This is a genomic window from Oleiphilus sp. HI0066 (genome assembly GCF_001635725.1).
Genome location: NZ_LWFH01001345.1, coordinates 1 through 16,816, shown reverse-complemented (window position 1 = coordinate 16,816; position 16,816 = coordinate 1). Strand labels below are relative to the sequence as shown.

Sequence of the window (16,816 nt, the reverse complement as noted above, 5' to 3'; positions counted from 1 at the left end):
CGTAGTAAGTGAAGACTGTAAAGCGAACTTTCTTGAGTTTTTTCCAAAAATCGAAGATTTCAGAATATACACCATCTTACATGGCGTAGATACTGAGAAATTTTATAATGAAGAGCCGCGAGACTTCCGAGAAGAGCTGGGTTTTTCTGATCAGTTATTGCTAGGTTTTTTTGGTCGTTTTATGGCCCAAAAAGGTTTCAAATACATTGTTGAGGCTATTGAATTCCTGATTACGAAAGATGAACGCTACAGGCGCAGGTTAAAAGTGCTTACCTTTGGTTGGGGTGGCTTTATTCGTGAAGAATTTGAGCTGATTGAGCAAAAAGGTTTGTCGGATATATTTGTTCAAATGCCTCACACAGACAATATGCCTGCTGCAATTAAGGGTGTGGATGTAGTTTTAATGCCTTCTCTTTGGGAGGCTTGTGGACTCTTAGGGATGGAAGCTTTAGCGGCGGGCACACCCATTATTGGTACAAATTGTATAGGGCTACGAGAAGTTCTTGAAGATAGTCCAGCTTTTATCGTTCCCCCCAAAGATGGCCATGTATTATCAAGAGCAATTGAGTCATGTTTAGTCGAAAGGAATAAGGACTCTTTTGATAGCTATGCAGAAATTGCGGTTAAACGCTTCTCGTTAGACATCCCTGCTGAGTCCTTAGAGCATTTGTATTCAAAAATGATAGATGGGAGTTTATGAGTGAATAAGTATGAAAGAATGTTGTCTATTCAGCATAAATTGCGAGAACGTTTGTTAGGTGCTGGGTGTGTATTTCATCATGTGCCTAAGTGCGGCGGCACTTCGTTGAATCGAGCGATGAGGCTACGCTACATTATTTCCCAAGCATCTATAAAGGCAAATCAAACCGTATATGCTCTTTCTGGAATGGATGAGTCGTTTGATGTAAATGGTGGGCGTGAGTTTCTTTCTATCCATAGATTTAGGCAGCAAATGTTGCACTATTATCTTCATTCAGGTGTGAAGCTAATCAGTGGACATGTAAGATTTTCCGCAGCTGCTTATGACAAGTTTTCTCCCAGCCACCAATTTATTACGTTATTACGAGACCCTGTCGATCGCTTTGTGTCTGAATATAAGGATTTGTCTGTTCGTCAAGCAAGCGTGTTCAAAACTAACCTTTCTATTGAAGAGTTTTTATCCTCTGATCTCGCGTTGAGAAATGCGCGAACCTTGACTTCATATTTTTCCGACTCGGCGTTATTGCCGGAAAAATATGAAAATACAGAGGTAATAGAAGCGCAAGAAAATCTAAAGAAATTCAATTTGATTGGCTTTATGAATGATATGGATGGATTCAATGAAAAATTGAATGCGCTTCTAGGAGTTAGAATCAAAATTGGTCATGAGAATAAGGCAGAGGGACGTCAGGCAGATAAATTAGAGGGTTTTACGGAAGAAGTAAGAGAGAAAATTCATGAAATCTGCGCTTATGATAAAAAAGTTTATGATTTTGCGCGTTCAATTGTGCATTAGTATGTCTATAAAATGATGCCAAGAGTTAACACGCCCATTTTCTTGCATACTTTCAATTGTTATGAATAAGGTTTTTAAAAATACTGGTTCAAACTTGATGGTCATGATGCTGAAACTGGCCATCACTTTGGTCATGACCCCCATATTTATTCATAACTTAGGGAATTATGATTATGGTATTTGGGAGATTGTCGGTGCTATATTGGGCTATATGGGGCTTTTAGATGTTGGTCTTAAGCCGGCTATCACGCGTTTTTCTGCGAAGTATAAAGCCGAGAATAAGATTGCTGAGCTACATGAACTTTATTCCACCTCTTTTGTCTTTTTAATTTGCATTGGTGTTGTTTCTCTAATTGTTTTCATTTGTTGTGGGCTATGGGGTGCAGAACATATTGCTCCGAATGATTCAACGGATGTTTATACCTACTCACTCTTACTTTTTATAATAGGATTACGTCTTTTAATAAGTTTTCCTGGGTTTGTTGCCGAAAGCTTTTTGGAAGGTTTTCAGCAGTACTACATAAAAAACAATATTACGATTGTAAATTCAGTTGTTAGTGCGGTAATCGTTTTCAGTATGATTACTCCAACCAATGCCCTTCTTTTAATTGCTAGTGTGAGTACTATCGGATTAGGAATAAAATATTTAGCTTACTTCGTTATTTTATCGAAGGCGGAGTTTGGGAGATTTATTCCACGACCAAGGTTGGCTAGATGGAACAGGTTCAAAGAAACGATACATTTTGGATTTAAGTCATTTGTACAGGGTGTGGCTTCACGCATTGAGATTGGCTCGGATACTTTAGTAATAGGTTTTTTCTTAGGTCCTGCGATGGTGCCTTTCTACGCAATTCCTGCAAACTTATTTAACTACATTCGAAATATAGGCTGGACAACGACCCATGCTTTTATGCCTTTCTTTAGCGATTTAGCAGTTAAGTCCTCGCAAATCGAGCTGCGTGAGGCATTTGTTCAATATAGTAAGTATGTAGTTGCCTTAATGTTGCCCTTATGTGCGGGTGCAGTGCTTTTAGGTCCTGTTTTTATTGGTCTTTGGATAGGGCAAGAATATGTTGAGAAGGCACCTCTCATTGTTGCGATACTCGTTGTATATATCGCACTTCCTTTTTTAAATCCTTTCAGCACGCGTTATCTTACTGCTGTAAACAAGCATGGTTATTCGGCCAAGGTTTACACCGTTGCGGCTATTTCTAATTTGATATTAAGTCTGATTTTGGTCCAAATTTGGGGTATAGAAGGTGTTGCGCTTGGTTCTCTTATTCCTATGTTGGTGCTTGTGCCTGTTCTGATGAAATATGGTTTCTCGAGTTTAGAACTCAAGTTCACTCATTACTTTAGCCGAGTTATTCTCCCGGTTTTACCCGCACTAATGGCAATGATTTTAGGTGTTTCGATTTACCAAATGAATGTTTCTATTAGTAGTTATCTGGAGTTGGTAGGTGCGGTTTCCGTAGGTGGGCTGGTTTACGCTGTTGCTTTTCTTTTTAGCGGGTTATCGGAGCAAGAGCGAAGCTTTCTCAAAAATCGTTTTTTTGCTAAATAGCTTTTCTTGTAGAGATCTTTTTTTGTCGTAGATTCGGTATATCAACTTCACCCACTTACTTCTTAAATATTGCTTGGTAGAAATGTTCTGAATTCTGCCTCCGAACCTTTCTTTGTAGTATTCATTTTTGCCATATCCGGCTAATAGATCGAATTGCTTTATCTCTCCGCTTGTCTGGCTCAAAAGAATGTTTTGCATTAAATGCACTAAACCTAATGAATAATTTTTGAATGCCTGTTCGTCGTAGCCTAATTGGATATTGTAAATCGTACTGCCAAATTTTAGGTTGTAGGTCAGTGCTTTCACGTCTCCATCGATACTCATAAGTGCAATATCTAAATCATTTGACTTGCCGAAATGAGTGATGAGGCTATTGTGAAACTCCTTGTAAACGTCTTCGAAGCATGGTTTTCCCCAGCGTGTCAGGTGCAGATCATTGAGCGTTTCGATGATATTGAGGGGGCAGCTTTCTTCATTTTCATATATTTGAAAATCGACGGTATGCTGTCTCTCTAGATTTGAGAATTTGTGAATCGTTGCGCGTCTAAAATTACTACTTAGTTTTTTCGTATATTTCTCTGCATCTGTGCAGGTATCGACGACGACGCTATGATCTTCATGAACGGTTCGATTATATAGGCCATAATGACCGAAGCATTCTTCGATTAAGCGTGATGTTAAGCTTTGATGGGGGATGTCTCCCAAAATTAGCTCGTCCCAACGAATATGCTTGAACATATATTCCATTAGAGAAATTCTAGCCGATCTCTGATGCGCTTTGTCGATAATGAGATCTAAATATTCTGAGCGAAAAGTGTTTGGCCCAGACCACGAGCAGCCAATGATTTGTAGTTGAGTTACTGGGAGTAAAAACTGGCGGTAGCGTCGAGTATAAAGTGGTGCGATGCCAACTAGCTTGCCATATTGTTTGCAAACCAGCAGCCTCAGTTCGAACTTGTTTATTTTGGAAAAATGTTCCCACCAGGTTTTTATCCATAGCCAAGAACTGAACAAATGATCATTATCTGACTGATGAACTAACTCATCCCATTCTTCTTGGAGTGAGATAAACTCTTTGAACGATATTTGTTCGACTTTATAGCCTTGTGAAGCTGGCAGATCTGCGTGTTTTGCTTCACTTACTGAGCTGCCTAATATGTCTCCATCACAATCGCCTGGCATCAAATAAAAATCGTTTTGAAGATATGAGGACAGCTCGGCCCTTTCACTATAAATAAAACAATTTGCTGGGCTTGCCGACTTTCTTATACCGAATGCGCTAAACGATTTTTCCCATTCTGGGCAAGATGTCATGCAACGAAAATGCGAGTTTAAACTCGCTATATGGTTGAGGATTTTTCTGTGTTGATTGCCGTCCTTAGGGCCGATGTAGTCAACGAGAGAGATGCGATCTTCGGTGGAGTGAATGACAGCTAAAAATGTAAGGCGTTCGTTTTTTTCTTCGTAAATAAATCGATATCGAGCAATAGGTGATTGTTCATAACGCCAAAGTAGGTAATGGCTTGATCTATCAATGGCAGCACTATACTCGGTTTTTACAGTGCGCCATAAGCCATCTAGCAGAGTTTGATTAGGCAAAGTATCGCTTTCTATTAGCGATGCTGCGTCTTCAGTAATGCTGGTAGGCTTCAGACTATCAGTGGCATAGCTGTACACATTTTTGAATGCTGACCAGCCAGATTTTTCTAGGACAGCTGCTGCTGTAGGGCTTGTCCCTAAGGCGAAGGTAAGAGGGCTCTGTTTCTTGAGCTCCTTTTTTATTTCTTTACCAACGCCTAGTCCTCGGCAATGTCTACTAACAAAGAAGTCACAGCTCCAGGCAGCCTCTAGCTCGCCATGCGCCTTGGTATGTAATTTAACGGGCATCATTCCGTTGAAGCCTAGAATATTCCCCCAGTTATCTTCAGCAACTATCGGTTTAATAGATGAGTCGAAATACCGTTCATCAAACTGCCATTTCCAGATAAGGGGTTTGATTGATGGAGCATTCAATAGGTTAATAATGCGGCTTTTATCTTCAGCAACGTATTCGCGTATCGAAATGCGTTTTTTCTGAAGAATGGTTTTGGGGCCAGCCATTATTAAATAGAAACCTTGTGTTCATCTAACCAACTTTGAAACATTAATATGCTCCACAGTTGCAGTGAATAATCGCTGTTGCCATCTAAATGCATTTTTAGAATGGGATAAATCGTCTTGAAGTCGAATAGACCTTGTTGACGCAAAGTTGAAGGGTTGAGTAAATCTGTCATCCAGCTTTTAAGTGGGCCTCTTAACCATTCTCCAATTGGGATGGCGAATCCTTGTTTAGGGCGTTCAAATAACTCTCTAGGTACGTAACGGCTCAGCACTTCTTGCAAGGGCCATTTAGCAACGCCGTTATGCGTTCGAATGTCTGAAGGGATGCTTGCGGCAAGCTCTACTAGTTTATGATTCAGTAGCGGGATTCTAGTTTCCAAGCTGACTGCCATACCTGCTCGATCGACCTTCGTGAGAATGTCGTCTGGCAAATACATCTGCATATCTAGGAGCTGAAGCTTGCTTGTGTAATTTAGGCTTGATGGGGACACATTGATTAATTTATTAGGCTTAAACCCTTTAAGTGGGTGAGCATTGTCTTGCCAGAATGCAATTGAGCGTTGATAAAATTCTTCAAAGCTCTTGGCTGATGCTTTGTAATAATTGCTACGAAGTCTCTCTGACGCAAAGTGTGGGTAAGCGCCAGACACTCCGAGTGGTAAAGAGATAAGCGTATTGAAAAGGTTTTTAGGCAGAAAATGAGCAGCCTTTTCTAGCGCGCTAGGGCCTTGTTGTATTCGCCAGCTATCAAGCACTTTTTGATATCGAGAATATCCTGCGAATAATTCATCTCCACCATCTCCTGACAAAGCTACTGTGACATGCTGCTTTGCAAGCTCACAGACTAAGTAAGTAGGGATCTGAGAAGAGTCTGCGAAAGGTTCACAATAAACATTTGCGAGTGTTGGAATCACATCTTTAGTGTCCTGCTCGCTGACATAAAACTCTGTGTGGTTTGTCCCTAAGTGCTGGGCAATTACTTTCGCATGTTCGGCTTCGTTAAAATCATCGAAATTAAAGCCAATGCTGTAAGTGTTGATCGCTTTGTCTGACAAGCTTTGCATAATGCTTGCGACGGTAGAGGAGTCAATTCCACCAGACAAAAATGCGCCGAGAGGAACGTCGGCCAGCATTTGATCTTTAATCGAGCTAAGCAGTGTCGCCTCAAGTGCGTCAGCGGCTTCGGTTTCTGTTCCTGCGAAAGGTTGCTCGCTTCCCTGAATCATTACTTCAGTTGCTGACCAATAAGTATTGAGCGAGTAACCTAGAGATTCGCAATCGAGCTGCAGATATTGACCTGGTTCAAGTTTGAAGCAATCTTCATAGATTGATAAAGGCGCAGGAACGCAGTTGTGTTGAAGGTATACTCCAAGTGCTTCGCGGTTAAGTTTTGCGTTAAATGATGGGTTTGCTTTGAGCGCTTTAAGCTCTGAACTAAAGAAAAACTTATGCCCTTGTTTACTGAAATAGAGGGGCTTTTCTCCCATTCTGTCTCTAACGAGATATGCTTGATTTGTTGATTTATTGTACGCGCAAAACGCATACATGCCCTCTAGCTTATCGAGCGTATTTTGTAAGCCCCAATGTTCAAGGGCATATAACAATACTTCTGTGTCGCTATGGCCGTTGAATGATTGGCCGAGCTTTTCTAGCTCTTTTTTTATAACCCGAAAGTTATAGATCTCACCATTGAATACCAATACAAAGTGTTGGCTTTCCATTGGTTGTTGACCTGTCTCGCTTAAATCAACAATGGCAAGGCGACGGTGAGCAAGTGCCACAGAGTTCTGAGTGTTCACCCAGAAACCTTCGGCATCAGGGCCTCGATGCTCAATGACATCTGCCATCAGCTTAAGATGTGTATAAGATGCCTCAGTGTGTTCAGTTTTATTAGCTTGTACGAAAAAGCCAGTGATGCCGCACATTTTATGAACCTTTTACTTCTATGAGTGGTGTATTCAATTCAGTGAGGGCGTTAATCATTGAGGGCTCGGTCGCAGCGCAGTCTTTTGCATTGGTGATTGCGAGTTGCGCTTCAAAATAATTGGTTCCCGTCAGTATTGCGGGGATTTGCAATAGCTTCGCTTTTTTATACGAGAGCGCTTCTTGTTGACCCACTTGATAACGATATGCAAGACATACTCGGTAACCTCGTAACTTGTGCTTAAGGCCAACATACTGAAATTGTTGCGTATCTGCGGTAATAATGTTTCGAGATTCGACTAGCCAGTCAGTGTGAGAAAATGGCGATGGCCAATAGGGTACAAGGTTTTCGGTGCTCTCTTCTTTCCAGTTAAGTACTCTATAAAGCTGGATGTTTTGCACGTAATTGTTTGCTTTCTTCTGCAGCAAGATTTTTGCGTTTGGAAGTTTCGGTATGTTTGTATCTGGTTTTGCTGGTGTATAGCTTAATTGAGAGCTTGAAATAATATTGGGTACTTTTATTGCGCTATTTAGAGCGAAGCTTAAAACAGGTGTTAGCATTAAAAGGGCGAATGTAAGCGCTATTTTTTTGATAGAAAGTGCTTGTTTACTAGGCTCCTTTTGCTCTGGGAATAGTTCAAACCGACGAGCGATAAAAAATAGAGGCGCTAACACTATACAGAAGATAATCCAGCCAAAGGTTTCATGATCGGCGACCAAGCTGCTTTCCATGTTTGTTTCATAAGCAATAAGTATCAACAAGAAAATTCGGAGCCAGTTGGAGAATAGACTAAGTGCAATTGCGGTTGCTAATAGCTTGGTGCTTAGAGCCCTATTAGGTTTTGAATCAAGAATTACGTATACGGCGAGTGCGCATGCAATTGTAAAGTAACGCAGTCCTGAACACCCGTCGGCAATCACTAGAGCACCATAGGGAAGTGTGATGGTATTTGCTTCGATAAGAGCGGTAATGTCGATGAGATCGACTAGCCAAGTCACAGTTAAGCTACTTAAGTCGACAAGGGCTTGATTGAGGTAGTCCCAAATCGGTATAGCAAAGTAAACGAATGCGATGGAGGGGAGGAGTTTTAAACCGATATGTAGCCCTAAATAACTGGCAGTGGCGAACCATAAAATAATTGGGATTAAAACTTGCTCGAGGATGTTTATATTAGCGCTAGATATGACGAGCCAAGCAAGGCTTGATAATGCCAAACCGATATAAGTTAGGTAGTTTGATAGAGAGCCGTTCTTAATGTTTTGGGTTTCGATTCTATGCAGAGTTCTTGCGCTGAGATGAATGCTCATGGCGATCACTAAAAGCCCATGAGATAAAGATTCATCGAATTTAAGCCAGCGATCTAAAAGTACTTCTGTTGTTGGGTAAAAAACAAAAAATACAGCTAAAAATAGACTGCTTAGTTGCAGGTAGGTATGAGTGAGTGTTGGCAAAATCCATCCAGCCATGTAATACGCGTGTTTATTCATGGTAGCTGAATGGTAAGGGGTTGCAATACCTCATTGTTTTAAATGAAAAAAGGACACCGTTTGGTGTCCTTTTTAGTGCTCAATCGTCATGCCGGACTTGATCCGGTATCAGAGTGATGTGGCTTATTAAGCTTTACGGCGGCGCGCGAAACCTAAACCAGCAAGGCCTAAGCCCATAAGAGCAAGAGTGCCTGGCTCTGGAACGTGGTGACCAACAGTGATGTCGTCGATGCCCCAACCGTCAGAGTAGTTGTATGAGTTACAACCGTTTGGATCGTCACACTTATCAAAGTAAAGAGACGCGCCTGTGATAGCCATGTCGCTGATGATAGTTGTGTAGAACAATGAACCGCTCGGGAATGAAGTATTTACTTGGTATTCTTCAGTAGAACCGTCTTCATAAGTAAGCTTGATGCGGCCGCCTTGGTCGTTGATGTCTGCCAAGTAGAAGCCGATCGCATTGTATGAATCGTCTGCATCGATGTTCCAAACAACGTTTGTTGCGTCGTTGCTATCTAACCAGAAGTCAGTTGCATCGCTCGCTAGAACTTCACGACCATATTCGCCAGTACGAGAGCTTTCGATTTTAAGGTTACCGTTGTTAGTGTTTGAGCCTGCTTGACCCGCACCTGTTAGTGTAAAATCGCCAACCGCAGTGCTTAGTGTTGTTGCTGAGTCAATCCACTTTTCGTGCTGGCTGCCGGTGAATACTGCGTTGCTAGTATCCCAGCCGTCGAAGCTTTCAGTGTCTGACGCAACTAATGTGCCTAAGAATGCTGATTCAACACCAGAAAGGTAAGCAGCATCACCAGCTGAAACGCTGATGATTGCAGCTGACTGAGCCGAAGCTGCAGCAACTGTAAGTGCCAAACCTGTCATTACGCTTTTTAGTTTCATTGTAATGCTCCATTTATCTTTATAAGCGTGATAATTGTTGAAGTGGCAACCGGCTGTCTGTTTCATCCTTAGTAACAGACCCTTGGCTTTCCGTCCCAATCTCGCAATTGGTTTGGCGTACTTCGTTGTTTTTACCAGATGATTTTCTGATGGCATGAAAATTTGCAATTAATACGCCAAAAACATTAAAGGCTCGTTAAGTTAGTAGGGTAGAGATTTAGAGGGAATCGAAGTTGAGTAAATGTGTAAAAAACACTGACGCTTAAATGTGAACCTGTGAAACAGTTCCGTGATGAGGTAAGAGGAATGAAAAGTTTCCGTTAGTCTTACTTATAAGTGTAATATTGCGGTCATATTCTAGCTCGCAATTTAGAGCTTGGTTTTGGTAACGATTTTTAGTCAAAAACTCACTAAAACTAAGCATGCAGGATAAGCAGGGAAGGCGCGAGCAAAGCGTTAATGACAAAGGGTAAATAATGAAAGTATCAATATTTGGGACAGGGTATGTCGGGCTAGTGACCGGCGCGTGTTTGGCTGACATGGGGCACGATGTTATTTGTGTTGATGTCGATGAGAGTAAGGTTGAAAAGCTCAATAACGGCGTTATTCCAATTTACGAACCTGGTCTTGAAAGCATTGTTAAGAATAATTTTGCTGCGGGTAACTTGAAGTTTACGACAAAAGCGGAAGAGGCCATTGCGTTTGCTAAGTTGCAGTTCATCGCGGTTGGTACTCCTCCCGATGAAGACGGTTCTGCAGATCTGCAGTATGTATTGGCGGTGGCTGAAACGATTGCGACCCATATGCAAGACGAAAAAATCGTGATCGATAAGTCTACAGTACCCGTCGGTACGGGCGATAAAGTGCGTGCGAAAATTGAGGGTGTGCTCGCGGAGCGCGGCGTAGAGATTGATTTTGATGTGGTTTCTAACCCAGAGTTCCTGAAAGAAGGTGCTGCTGTAGGCGATTTCATGAAGCCGGACCGAATTGTCATTGGTTGCTCGAAAGAGTCGTCTGAAGCACCAATGCGTGAGTTGTACGCGCCGTTTAATCGTAACCATGACAAGATTCTGTTCATGGATGTTCGATCTGCTGAGCTCACGAAGTATGCGGCTAACGCAATGCTGGCAACCAAGATTAGCTTTATGAATGAAATGGCAAATTTGGCTGAACGACTTGATGCAGATATTGAAAGCGTGCGTTTAGGGATCGGCTCTGATCCGCGCATTGGCTTTCAGTTTATTTATCCTGGCGCCGGCTATGGTGGTTCATGTTTCCCTAAAGACGTGCAGGCTTTAACACGTATCGCACGAGATGCTGGATATGAATCAGAGCTTGTGCAGTCTGTAGAGAATGTGAATAACCGCCAGAAGCATCGTTTGTTTGAAAAACTCAGTGCTCATTTTAATGGTGAGCTAGCAGGTAAAACGATTGCAGTTTGGGGCTTGGCCTTTAAACCAGAAACGGATGACATGCGTGAAGCGCCATCGCGTTGTCTGATGGAAGCATTATGGAATGCAGGTGCCAAAGTCGTGGCCTACGACCCCGAAGCTCAGGAAGAATGTTCACGTATTTACGGTGAGCGTGCAGATCTTACTTTGGTCACGAATAAAGATGCGGCTCTTGAAGGTGCAGATGCCTTGGTGATTTGTACAGAGTGGAAGGCTTTCCGAGCCATGGATTATGAAGCTGTTGTGCAAAAGTTAGCGAATCCTTTGATCGTAGATGGACGAAATCTGTACGATCCTGCTATCGTTAAAAATTATGGCATTACATATTACTCAATCGGCCGAGCATAAAGTCTGATGAGTACCAAAGGTATCTGTTGATCAACGCGTCGAATAGATACCTTTTTTGCGTGTAGATATTCATTGAATGAAGAATAAGGTTGATCATGGAAAGCAAAGGAAGTATTCGACGTCAGGTAAGTAAATTAAAGCTTGTTACCGCAGTGTCTGCCGCGCTCTTTTTGGGAGCTTGTGGCGGCGATGATACGGATACCGAGTTTCAGAATCACTTAGACAGAGCGAAAGCGTATCAGTCTCAGGGGCAATACAAGGCAGCGATGATTGAGTATCGCAACGCTGCGAAGAAGTCTGGTGGTAAGCCTGAAGTGATGATCGAATTTGCTGATGCAATGAATGAGGTCGGTAACCATCAAAATGCCCGAAGTTACCTCGAGGCAATTGCTGGCGAGACTTCAGAGTCTTATTTATTGGAGCTTTCCGAAACCTATATTGCGTTGGGTAAATTCCAATCTGCCTCTTCTACCTTAGAGCAACTTAAAGAGCCAACGCGTGAAAAGATGTTGCTTGAGGCTGACTTACTCTCTAAGAAAGGTGATTTCGACGCAGCTCGCGTTATTTATCAAAAGCTCTTAACTAATAATCCTCAAGATGGCAGAGCGAATGTCGGTATGGCAACGCTTAATGCCTTAGAAGGTCAAATGCCTGCAGCGCTCGTGTTAGTAGAAAAAGTCAGTGCTGACGACGAAGCGTTCCCGAAAGCACAATTGCTGAAAGCTGGTATCGAGATTTCTGAAAATCAGTTAGAGAATGCTGAATCAACCTTAAGTGAATTGCTGTCTGTTTTGCCGACCAGCGACCAAATGCTCCCTGATCGTGTACTCACGCTTGAGCGTTTGTCTTATGTGCTTACAAGACAAGGTCGCGCGAACGAAGCCTACATTTATACAAAGCTTCTCTCTGAAGCATTTCCAGGCGCAACCGAAGCAAATGATACTTTCCAAGAAGCCTTGGCCGATTTTCAAGAGAATCGTTTAGATCAAGCTAAAGAGAAGCTTGAGAAGTTAGTAGAGCAGTATCCTGGTCATACTCGTTCACGTCAGGTGCTGGGTATTATCAGTTACATGCAGGGCGATACCGAAGCCGCAGCGCGTTACTTAGATGATGTGGTTGATCCAGAGACGGCAAGCCCGCTGGCGACCCAAGTATATATGGCAACCAATCTTAAACTGAACGAGCCTCGGCGTGTTCTAGACGCATTAGAACCAACTATCGAACAGCAAACCTCGGTTGAATTACTAGCTTTGTATGGCTTGGCAGCGGTTTCAGATAAGCAATATGAAAAAGGCGAAGCAGCGCTTAAGAAAGCTGCATCGATCGATCCAAAAAATGTACGCTTGCAGTTGGCATTGGCGAGTTTTTATCGCTCTGCACCGCAAGTGGATCGAGCTCAAGAATTACCTTATTTGCAACGAGCGTTTGAGCTAGCACCTACTCAGCAACAAGTTTTGATTGATATCGCCTCGTATTACACGCGATCAGGTGATCAAGCCACAGCGAAAGCGTTGCTTTTAGATAATGCTAGGGCGCAATCTTCGAACTATACAGCGAACTTTATTGCCGGACAGTATTTGGCGACCTTAGGCGAAGTTGATGGTTCAAATGACTATTTACAGAAAGCACTTCCTTTAGCAGAAAGCACTTCTAACCAAGCTATTGTCCAGGGTGCGCTAGGGCGAAATGCCTTGCTTCAAAATAACAATCAGGAAGCTAAAAATCGTTTCAGTAAAATGCTCGAGTTGTCGCCCAATAGTATGGGGGCATATGCAGGAATTTATGAAGCGTCAACGCGTTTGAATGGGCGTGATGCGGCTGTGAAATCGCTTGAAGAATTAGCAGTGACAAACAAATCAATGGCTGCGTTCCGATCTTTGATTCGTGTTGAACTTGCGAATAGAAACATCTCTGGCGCTGAGCGTGCTTATCAAACAGCAATGACTACTTTGCCTGATCAAGGTGCTGAACTTGCTGATGCGAAAGCTGTTATCGATTATTCGCGTGCGTTGGATTATTTGAAAACAGGGCAGCTTGAAAAAGCACGCCAAGTGGCGACGACGAGCCTAGTTACTAATCCGGGCAATGTGCGTGTTGTTGCGGTGTTGGCTGAAATAGAGATTAAGGCTGGTCAGTTCGAGGAAGCTGAAAAAATTCTTGCGCAGCTCGCAGAGCAACAGGAGCAACTTGGACATATTTACCCTGCTTTGAAAGGCGATCTCGCTTTTGCGAAAAAAGATTTAGCGTCGGCACGCAGCGAGTATGAGGCTGCATGGGCGATTTCTAAGACTCCTGGCGTGGCTGAAAAACTGCATCGTGTACTTGGGTTGTTGAAAGATGATTCTGCACGAACAGCATTTTTAGCCGAGTGGTATACAGCACAGCCAGATAACCCCTTAGCAATGTTGTTAGTGGGAATGCAGGCTCAGCAGAATGATGATGTGGATAAAGCATCTACTGTTTATGAGACCCTGCTTACGCAACGTCCAGATTCAGTCGCTGCCTTGAATAATTTGGGGTGGATTTACTTTGAACGCGGCGATAAGAAAGCACTTGAGCTGTTGAGCCGTGCCGCGGAACTCGCTCCAAACAGTGCGGCAGTTCTTGATAGCTATGGATGGGTGTTGCACAAGTTTGGAAGAACTGAAGAAGGCTTGCCTTACCTTGAGAAAGCGGCTGCCTTACAGCCAGATAATGCCGAGATTCAAGGACATTTCTTAGAAGCTAAAAACTAAGTTTAATATTGGGGTCAGAGTAAAAGTACTCTGACCCCAGTTTCAAACAAAGCCAAATAGTATCAAGGAAGATCTATGGCTCGCTCACTCCGTCAATGCCCTGCGGGTATGACGCAGCACCTCATTCAAAGGGGCGTTAATCGCCAACCTTGTTTTATTGATACACAAGATTATGTCGCATATGCCTCATGGCTAAATGAATACGCGCGAACGTTTGATGTACATATCCATGCTTGGGTCTTCATGACCAACCACGTACATTTGTTAGTCACGCCGCATACTGATAAGTCAATTTCTCAGATGATGCAGTGTTTGGGACGTCGTTATGTGCGTTATTTTAACCATAGGTATGAGCGATCAGGTACTTTGTGGGAAGGGCGCTTTAAGTCCTTAGGGATTGAGGATGACTCTTATGTACTTGCTTGTCAGCGTTACATCGAACTGAATCCGGTTAGGGCTGGAATGGTTAAGTCAGCGAGTGATTATTTTTGGTCTAGTTACAAAGTTAATGCGCTAATAAAATCTAGTTTGCTTTGGACTGCTCATCGAAGCTATTTGTCCCTCGGAGAGGATCATGAAAGTTGCGCTAGGGCATATCGTAATCTTTTCTAGCGTGATAAACATTGGGGTCAGAGTAAAAGTACTCTGCCCCCCATGTTTTTACTCAGCTTCAATGCCGTGTTTTTCGAATAATGAATACAGCGTCGGACGTGTAATACCGAGTATACGAGCCGCTTTTGCCATATTCCCATGTGAGCCTTTAATCGCTTGCAGGCATGCTGTTTTTTCGGCCTGATCGCGGATTTGCTTCAAATTCAAAGAGCCTTCTGGAAGGCTAGCTTCCGAGCTTTCTAGCTCTAAATCTTCAGCACTTACGTTCATCCCATCTGCCATAATTGCGGCGCGCTTAATTTTATTGATCATCTCGCGCACGTTACCTGGCCAGTCATAACTTCGAATAGCTGCCATTGCGTCTTCAGATAGTCGCAAATCACCACGATTCATTTCGCTACTAATAGACTTGAGAAGTGCTTGTGCAATGAGTACAGAGTCGCCTTCGCGCTCTCGAAGCGCAGGAATATTTAGCGTGATTTCACTAATGCGATAATAGAGGTCTTCTCGAAAGCTTCCCTGAGATATCAAGTTATTGATGTCTTGGTGCGTCGCGCAGACAACACGTACATCAACTGGAATTTCTTTAACGCCACCAACGCGTTCAATCACACGCTCTTGTAAAAAACGTAGCATTTTGGGTTGAAGAGAGGCCGGCATATCGCCAATTTCATCCAAGAATAAGGTCCCACCGTGAGCGAGCTCAATTTTGCCTTTCTTTTGTTGATGGGCGCCTGTAAATGCGCCTTTTTCATGGCCAAATAACTCGCTTTCAAGCAGGTTTTCAGGGATCGCTGCACAATTAATTGCCGCAAAAGGAGCGTCGCTACGAGGGCTCAAACTGTGGATCGCCCGTGCTAAAACTTCTTTACCTGTGCCTGTTTCCCCTAAAATCAGCGTGCTGACATCAGCAGGTGCGATTTTTTCAAGAGTGCGACAAACTTTGAGCATGCTCGGGCTATTCGCTATTACACCCGGAATGCCAGAGTTTGATTGAGCACTTTTCAACTTAGAGTTTTCGGTTTCTAGCTGCGCTAGGTTAAAAGCTCGCTCGACGACGAAATTTAGAATGTCTGCATCAAGAGGCTTTTGAAAGAAGTCAGTAGCGCCCATGCCAACAGCCTTTACAGCGTAAGCATTTTCTTCCCGACCTGTTACAACAATGACTTTGGTTTTGGGGGCGAGTTGTAGAATTTCTTCGAGAACTTTAAAGCCTTCGCTTGATCCGCCAGGGTCAGGTGGAAGACCTAAATCAAGTGTTACAACTGCTGGTTCATATCTGCGTAGCAAGGAAATCGCTGTTTCTCGATCTGAGGCCATGTGTACTTCAACATCATCGTTAAAACACCAGCGCATTTGGCTTTGTAAGCCAGGGTCATCTTCGATAATGAGTAGGGTTTTGCTCACGATCATGCTTCCTTGTCTTGCTGTGGTTTTTGTATCGCCTGAGGCTTATGCTCTGGCTGAAGCTCTTGTTCTGGCTGAGGCTCTTCTAATAACGGAATGCTTAAGGTGAAGCAGGTGCCTATATCTGGTTCACTGGTTACGCTGATTGAGCCGCCAATTTTACGCAGATACTCTCTACTTTGGTAGGCTCCTATGCCCATTCCTGTTAAGCCTTTTGTAGTTGAAAATGGTTTGAATAGTTCGTTGGTTATAAACTCTTCTTCCATACCTGAGCCATTGTCTTGAATAAAGATAAACGCATAGTCTGGCGAGGCTTTTGTTGAAATATCTACGTGCCCATCTTTGCTACATGCCTCTATAGCATTTTGAGTAATATGTTCAATCACCGAAGCGAGTTGCTGAGCATCTGCTTGAATAGGGATATTTTCACTGTGTAGCTTTAAGGTTGGTGCAGGTAGCGCATTGCGTTTTTCGTAACAAACTTTCGACAAGATATCGCACAGATTAATGTCACTGAGCTTCTCGTGTTGATTCGGGTTACGAATTTGCCCCAATAAATGCTCCATTTTTTCGACGGAATGACGAGTTGTTTCAATCATGTCGTCAACAAAAGCGGGATTCGATTTATGCTTCGGCGCATTTTTTACCATCATCGATAATTGCGCGATGATGGTTTTGATATCGTGAATCAAGAACGCAGAGGTTTGGTTTACAGCTTCGAATTGTTGAGACTGAGCGAGCTGTTCTTCTGAGGAGTGCTGATCGATATAACTACAGGCTTGTTGGGCAACAATTT

12 protein-coding genes and 1 riboswitch are annotated in these 16,816 nt (G+C 43.0%); of the genes, 6 read left to right on the top strand and 6 right to left on the bottom strand.

The window, feature by feature from the left end; all coding sequences use genetic code 11:
* The 3 genes from A3738_RS20260 to A3738_RS20250 all read left to right on the top strand — a co-directional run.
* Positions 1–700 (top strand): glycosyltransferase family 4 protein (locus A3738_RS20260; protein WP_156504366.1); only part of this gene is annotated, 700 nt, incomplete at its 5' end.
* A complete protein-coding gene (locus A3738_RS20255) occupies positions 701–1,495 on the top strand; it encodes a sulfotransferase family 2 domain-containing protein (protein ID WP_156502238.1) in 795 nt (264 codons plus the stop codon).
* A 61-nt stretch (positions 1,496–1,556) separates the two neighbouring features.
* Positions 1,557–3,059: an oligosaccharide flippase family protein gene (locus A3738_RS20250; protein WP_068499993.1), complete on the top strand. Its 1,503-nt coding sequence runs from the start codon at positions 1,557–1,559 to the stop codon at positions 3,057–3,059.
* Here the strand turns inward: A3738_RS20250 and A3738_RS20245 are convergent.
* The 4 genes from A3738_RS20245 to A3738_RS31310 form a co-directional block, all read right to left on the bottom strand.
* Positions 3,009–5,159 carry a GNAT family N-acetyltransferase gene (locus A3738_RS20245; protein WP_068499996.1) on the bottom strand — a complete coding sequence of 717 codons (2,151 nt, stop codon included), beginning with the start codon at positions 5,157–5,159 and terminating at the stop codon, positions 3,009–3,011. The two genes, A3738_RS20250 and A3738_RS20245, sit on opposite strands and share 51 nt — an antisense overlap.
* 2 nt (positions 5,160–5,161) lie before the next feature.
* Positions 5,162–7,084, bottom strand: a complete 1,923-nt coding sequence (asnB, locus tag A3738_RS20240; protein WP_068500000.1) for an asparagine synthase (glutamine-hydrolyzing) — start codon at positions 7,082–7,084, stop codon at positions 5,162–5,164.
* 1 nt (position 7,085) lies between these two features.
* Complete coding sequence (locus A3738_RS20235) at positions 7,086–8,549, bottom strand: archaeosortase/exosortase family protein (protein ID WP_197471947.1); 1,464 nt, start codon at positions 8,547–8,549, stop codon at positions 7,086–7,088.
* Between the two features lie 147 nt (positions 8,550–8,696).
* Positions 8,697–9,467, bottom strand: a complete 771-nt coding sequence (locus tag A3738_RS31310) for a PEP-CTERM sorting domain-containing protein (protein ID WP_068500018.1) — start codon at positions 9,465–9,467, stop codon at positions 8,697–8,699.
* Between the two features lie 41 nt (positions 9,468–9,508).
* Positions 9,509–9,594: riboswitch (cyclic di-GMP riboswitch) on the bottom strand.
* 349 nt (positions 9,595–9,943) lie between these two features.
* On the opposite strand from A3738_RS31310, the gene A3738_RS20225 reads away from it, so the two are divergent.
* The 3 genes from A3738_RS20225 to A3738_RS20215 all read left to right on the top strand — a co-directional run bounded on the left by A3738_RS20225 (position 9,944) and on the right by A3738_RS20215 (position 14,613).
* Positions 9,944–11,266: a UDP-glucose/GDP-mannose dehydrogenase family protein gene (locus tag A3738_RS20225; protein ID WP_068500005.1), complete on the top strand. Its 1,323-nt coding sequence runs from the start codon at positions 9,944–9,946 to the stop codon at positions 11,264–11,266.
* 95 nt (positions 11,267–11,361) lie between these two features.
* Positions 11,362–14,001 carry a tetratricopeptide repeat protein gene (locus A3738_RS20220; RefSeq protein ID WP_068500008.1) on the top strand — a complete coding sequence of 880 codons (2,640 nt, stop codon included), beginning with the start codon at positions 11,362–11,364 and terminating at the stop codon, positions 13,999–14,001.
* Between the two features lie 75 nt (positions 14,002–14,076).
* A complete protein-coding gene (locus A3738_RS20215; protein WP_068477719.1) occupies positions 14,077–14,613 on the top strand; it encodes a transposase in 537 nt (178 codons plus the stop codon).
* Between the two features lie 48 nt (positions 14,614–14,661).
* Here A3738_RS20215 and prsR read toward each other — a convergent pair whose 3' ends face one another.
* The gene (gene prsR / locus A3738_RS20210) at positions 14,662–16,026 is read right to left on the bottom strand and encodes a PEP-CTERM-box response regulator transcription factor (protein WP_068500011.1); all 1,365 of its coding nucleotides are present in this window, start codon (positions 16,024–16,026) and stop codon (positions 14,662–14,664) included.
* Positions 16,023–16,816 (bottom strand): ATP-binding protein (locus A3738_RS20205; RefSeq protein ID WP_231876710.1); only part of this gene is annotated, 794 nt, incomplete at its 5' end. The genes prsR and A3738_RS20205, both read right to left, overlap by 4 nt.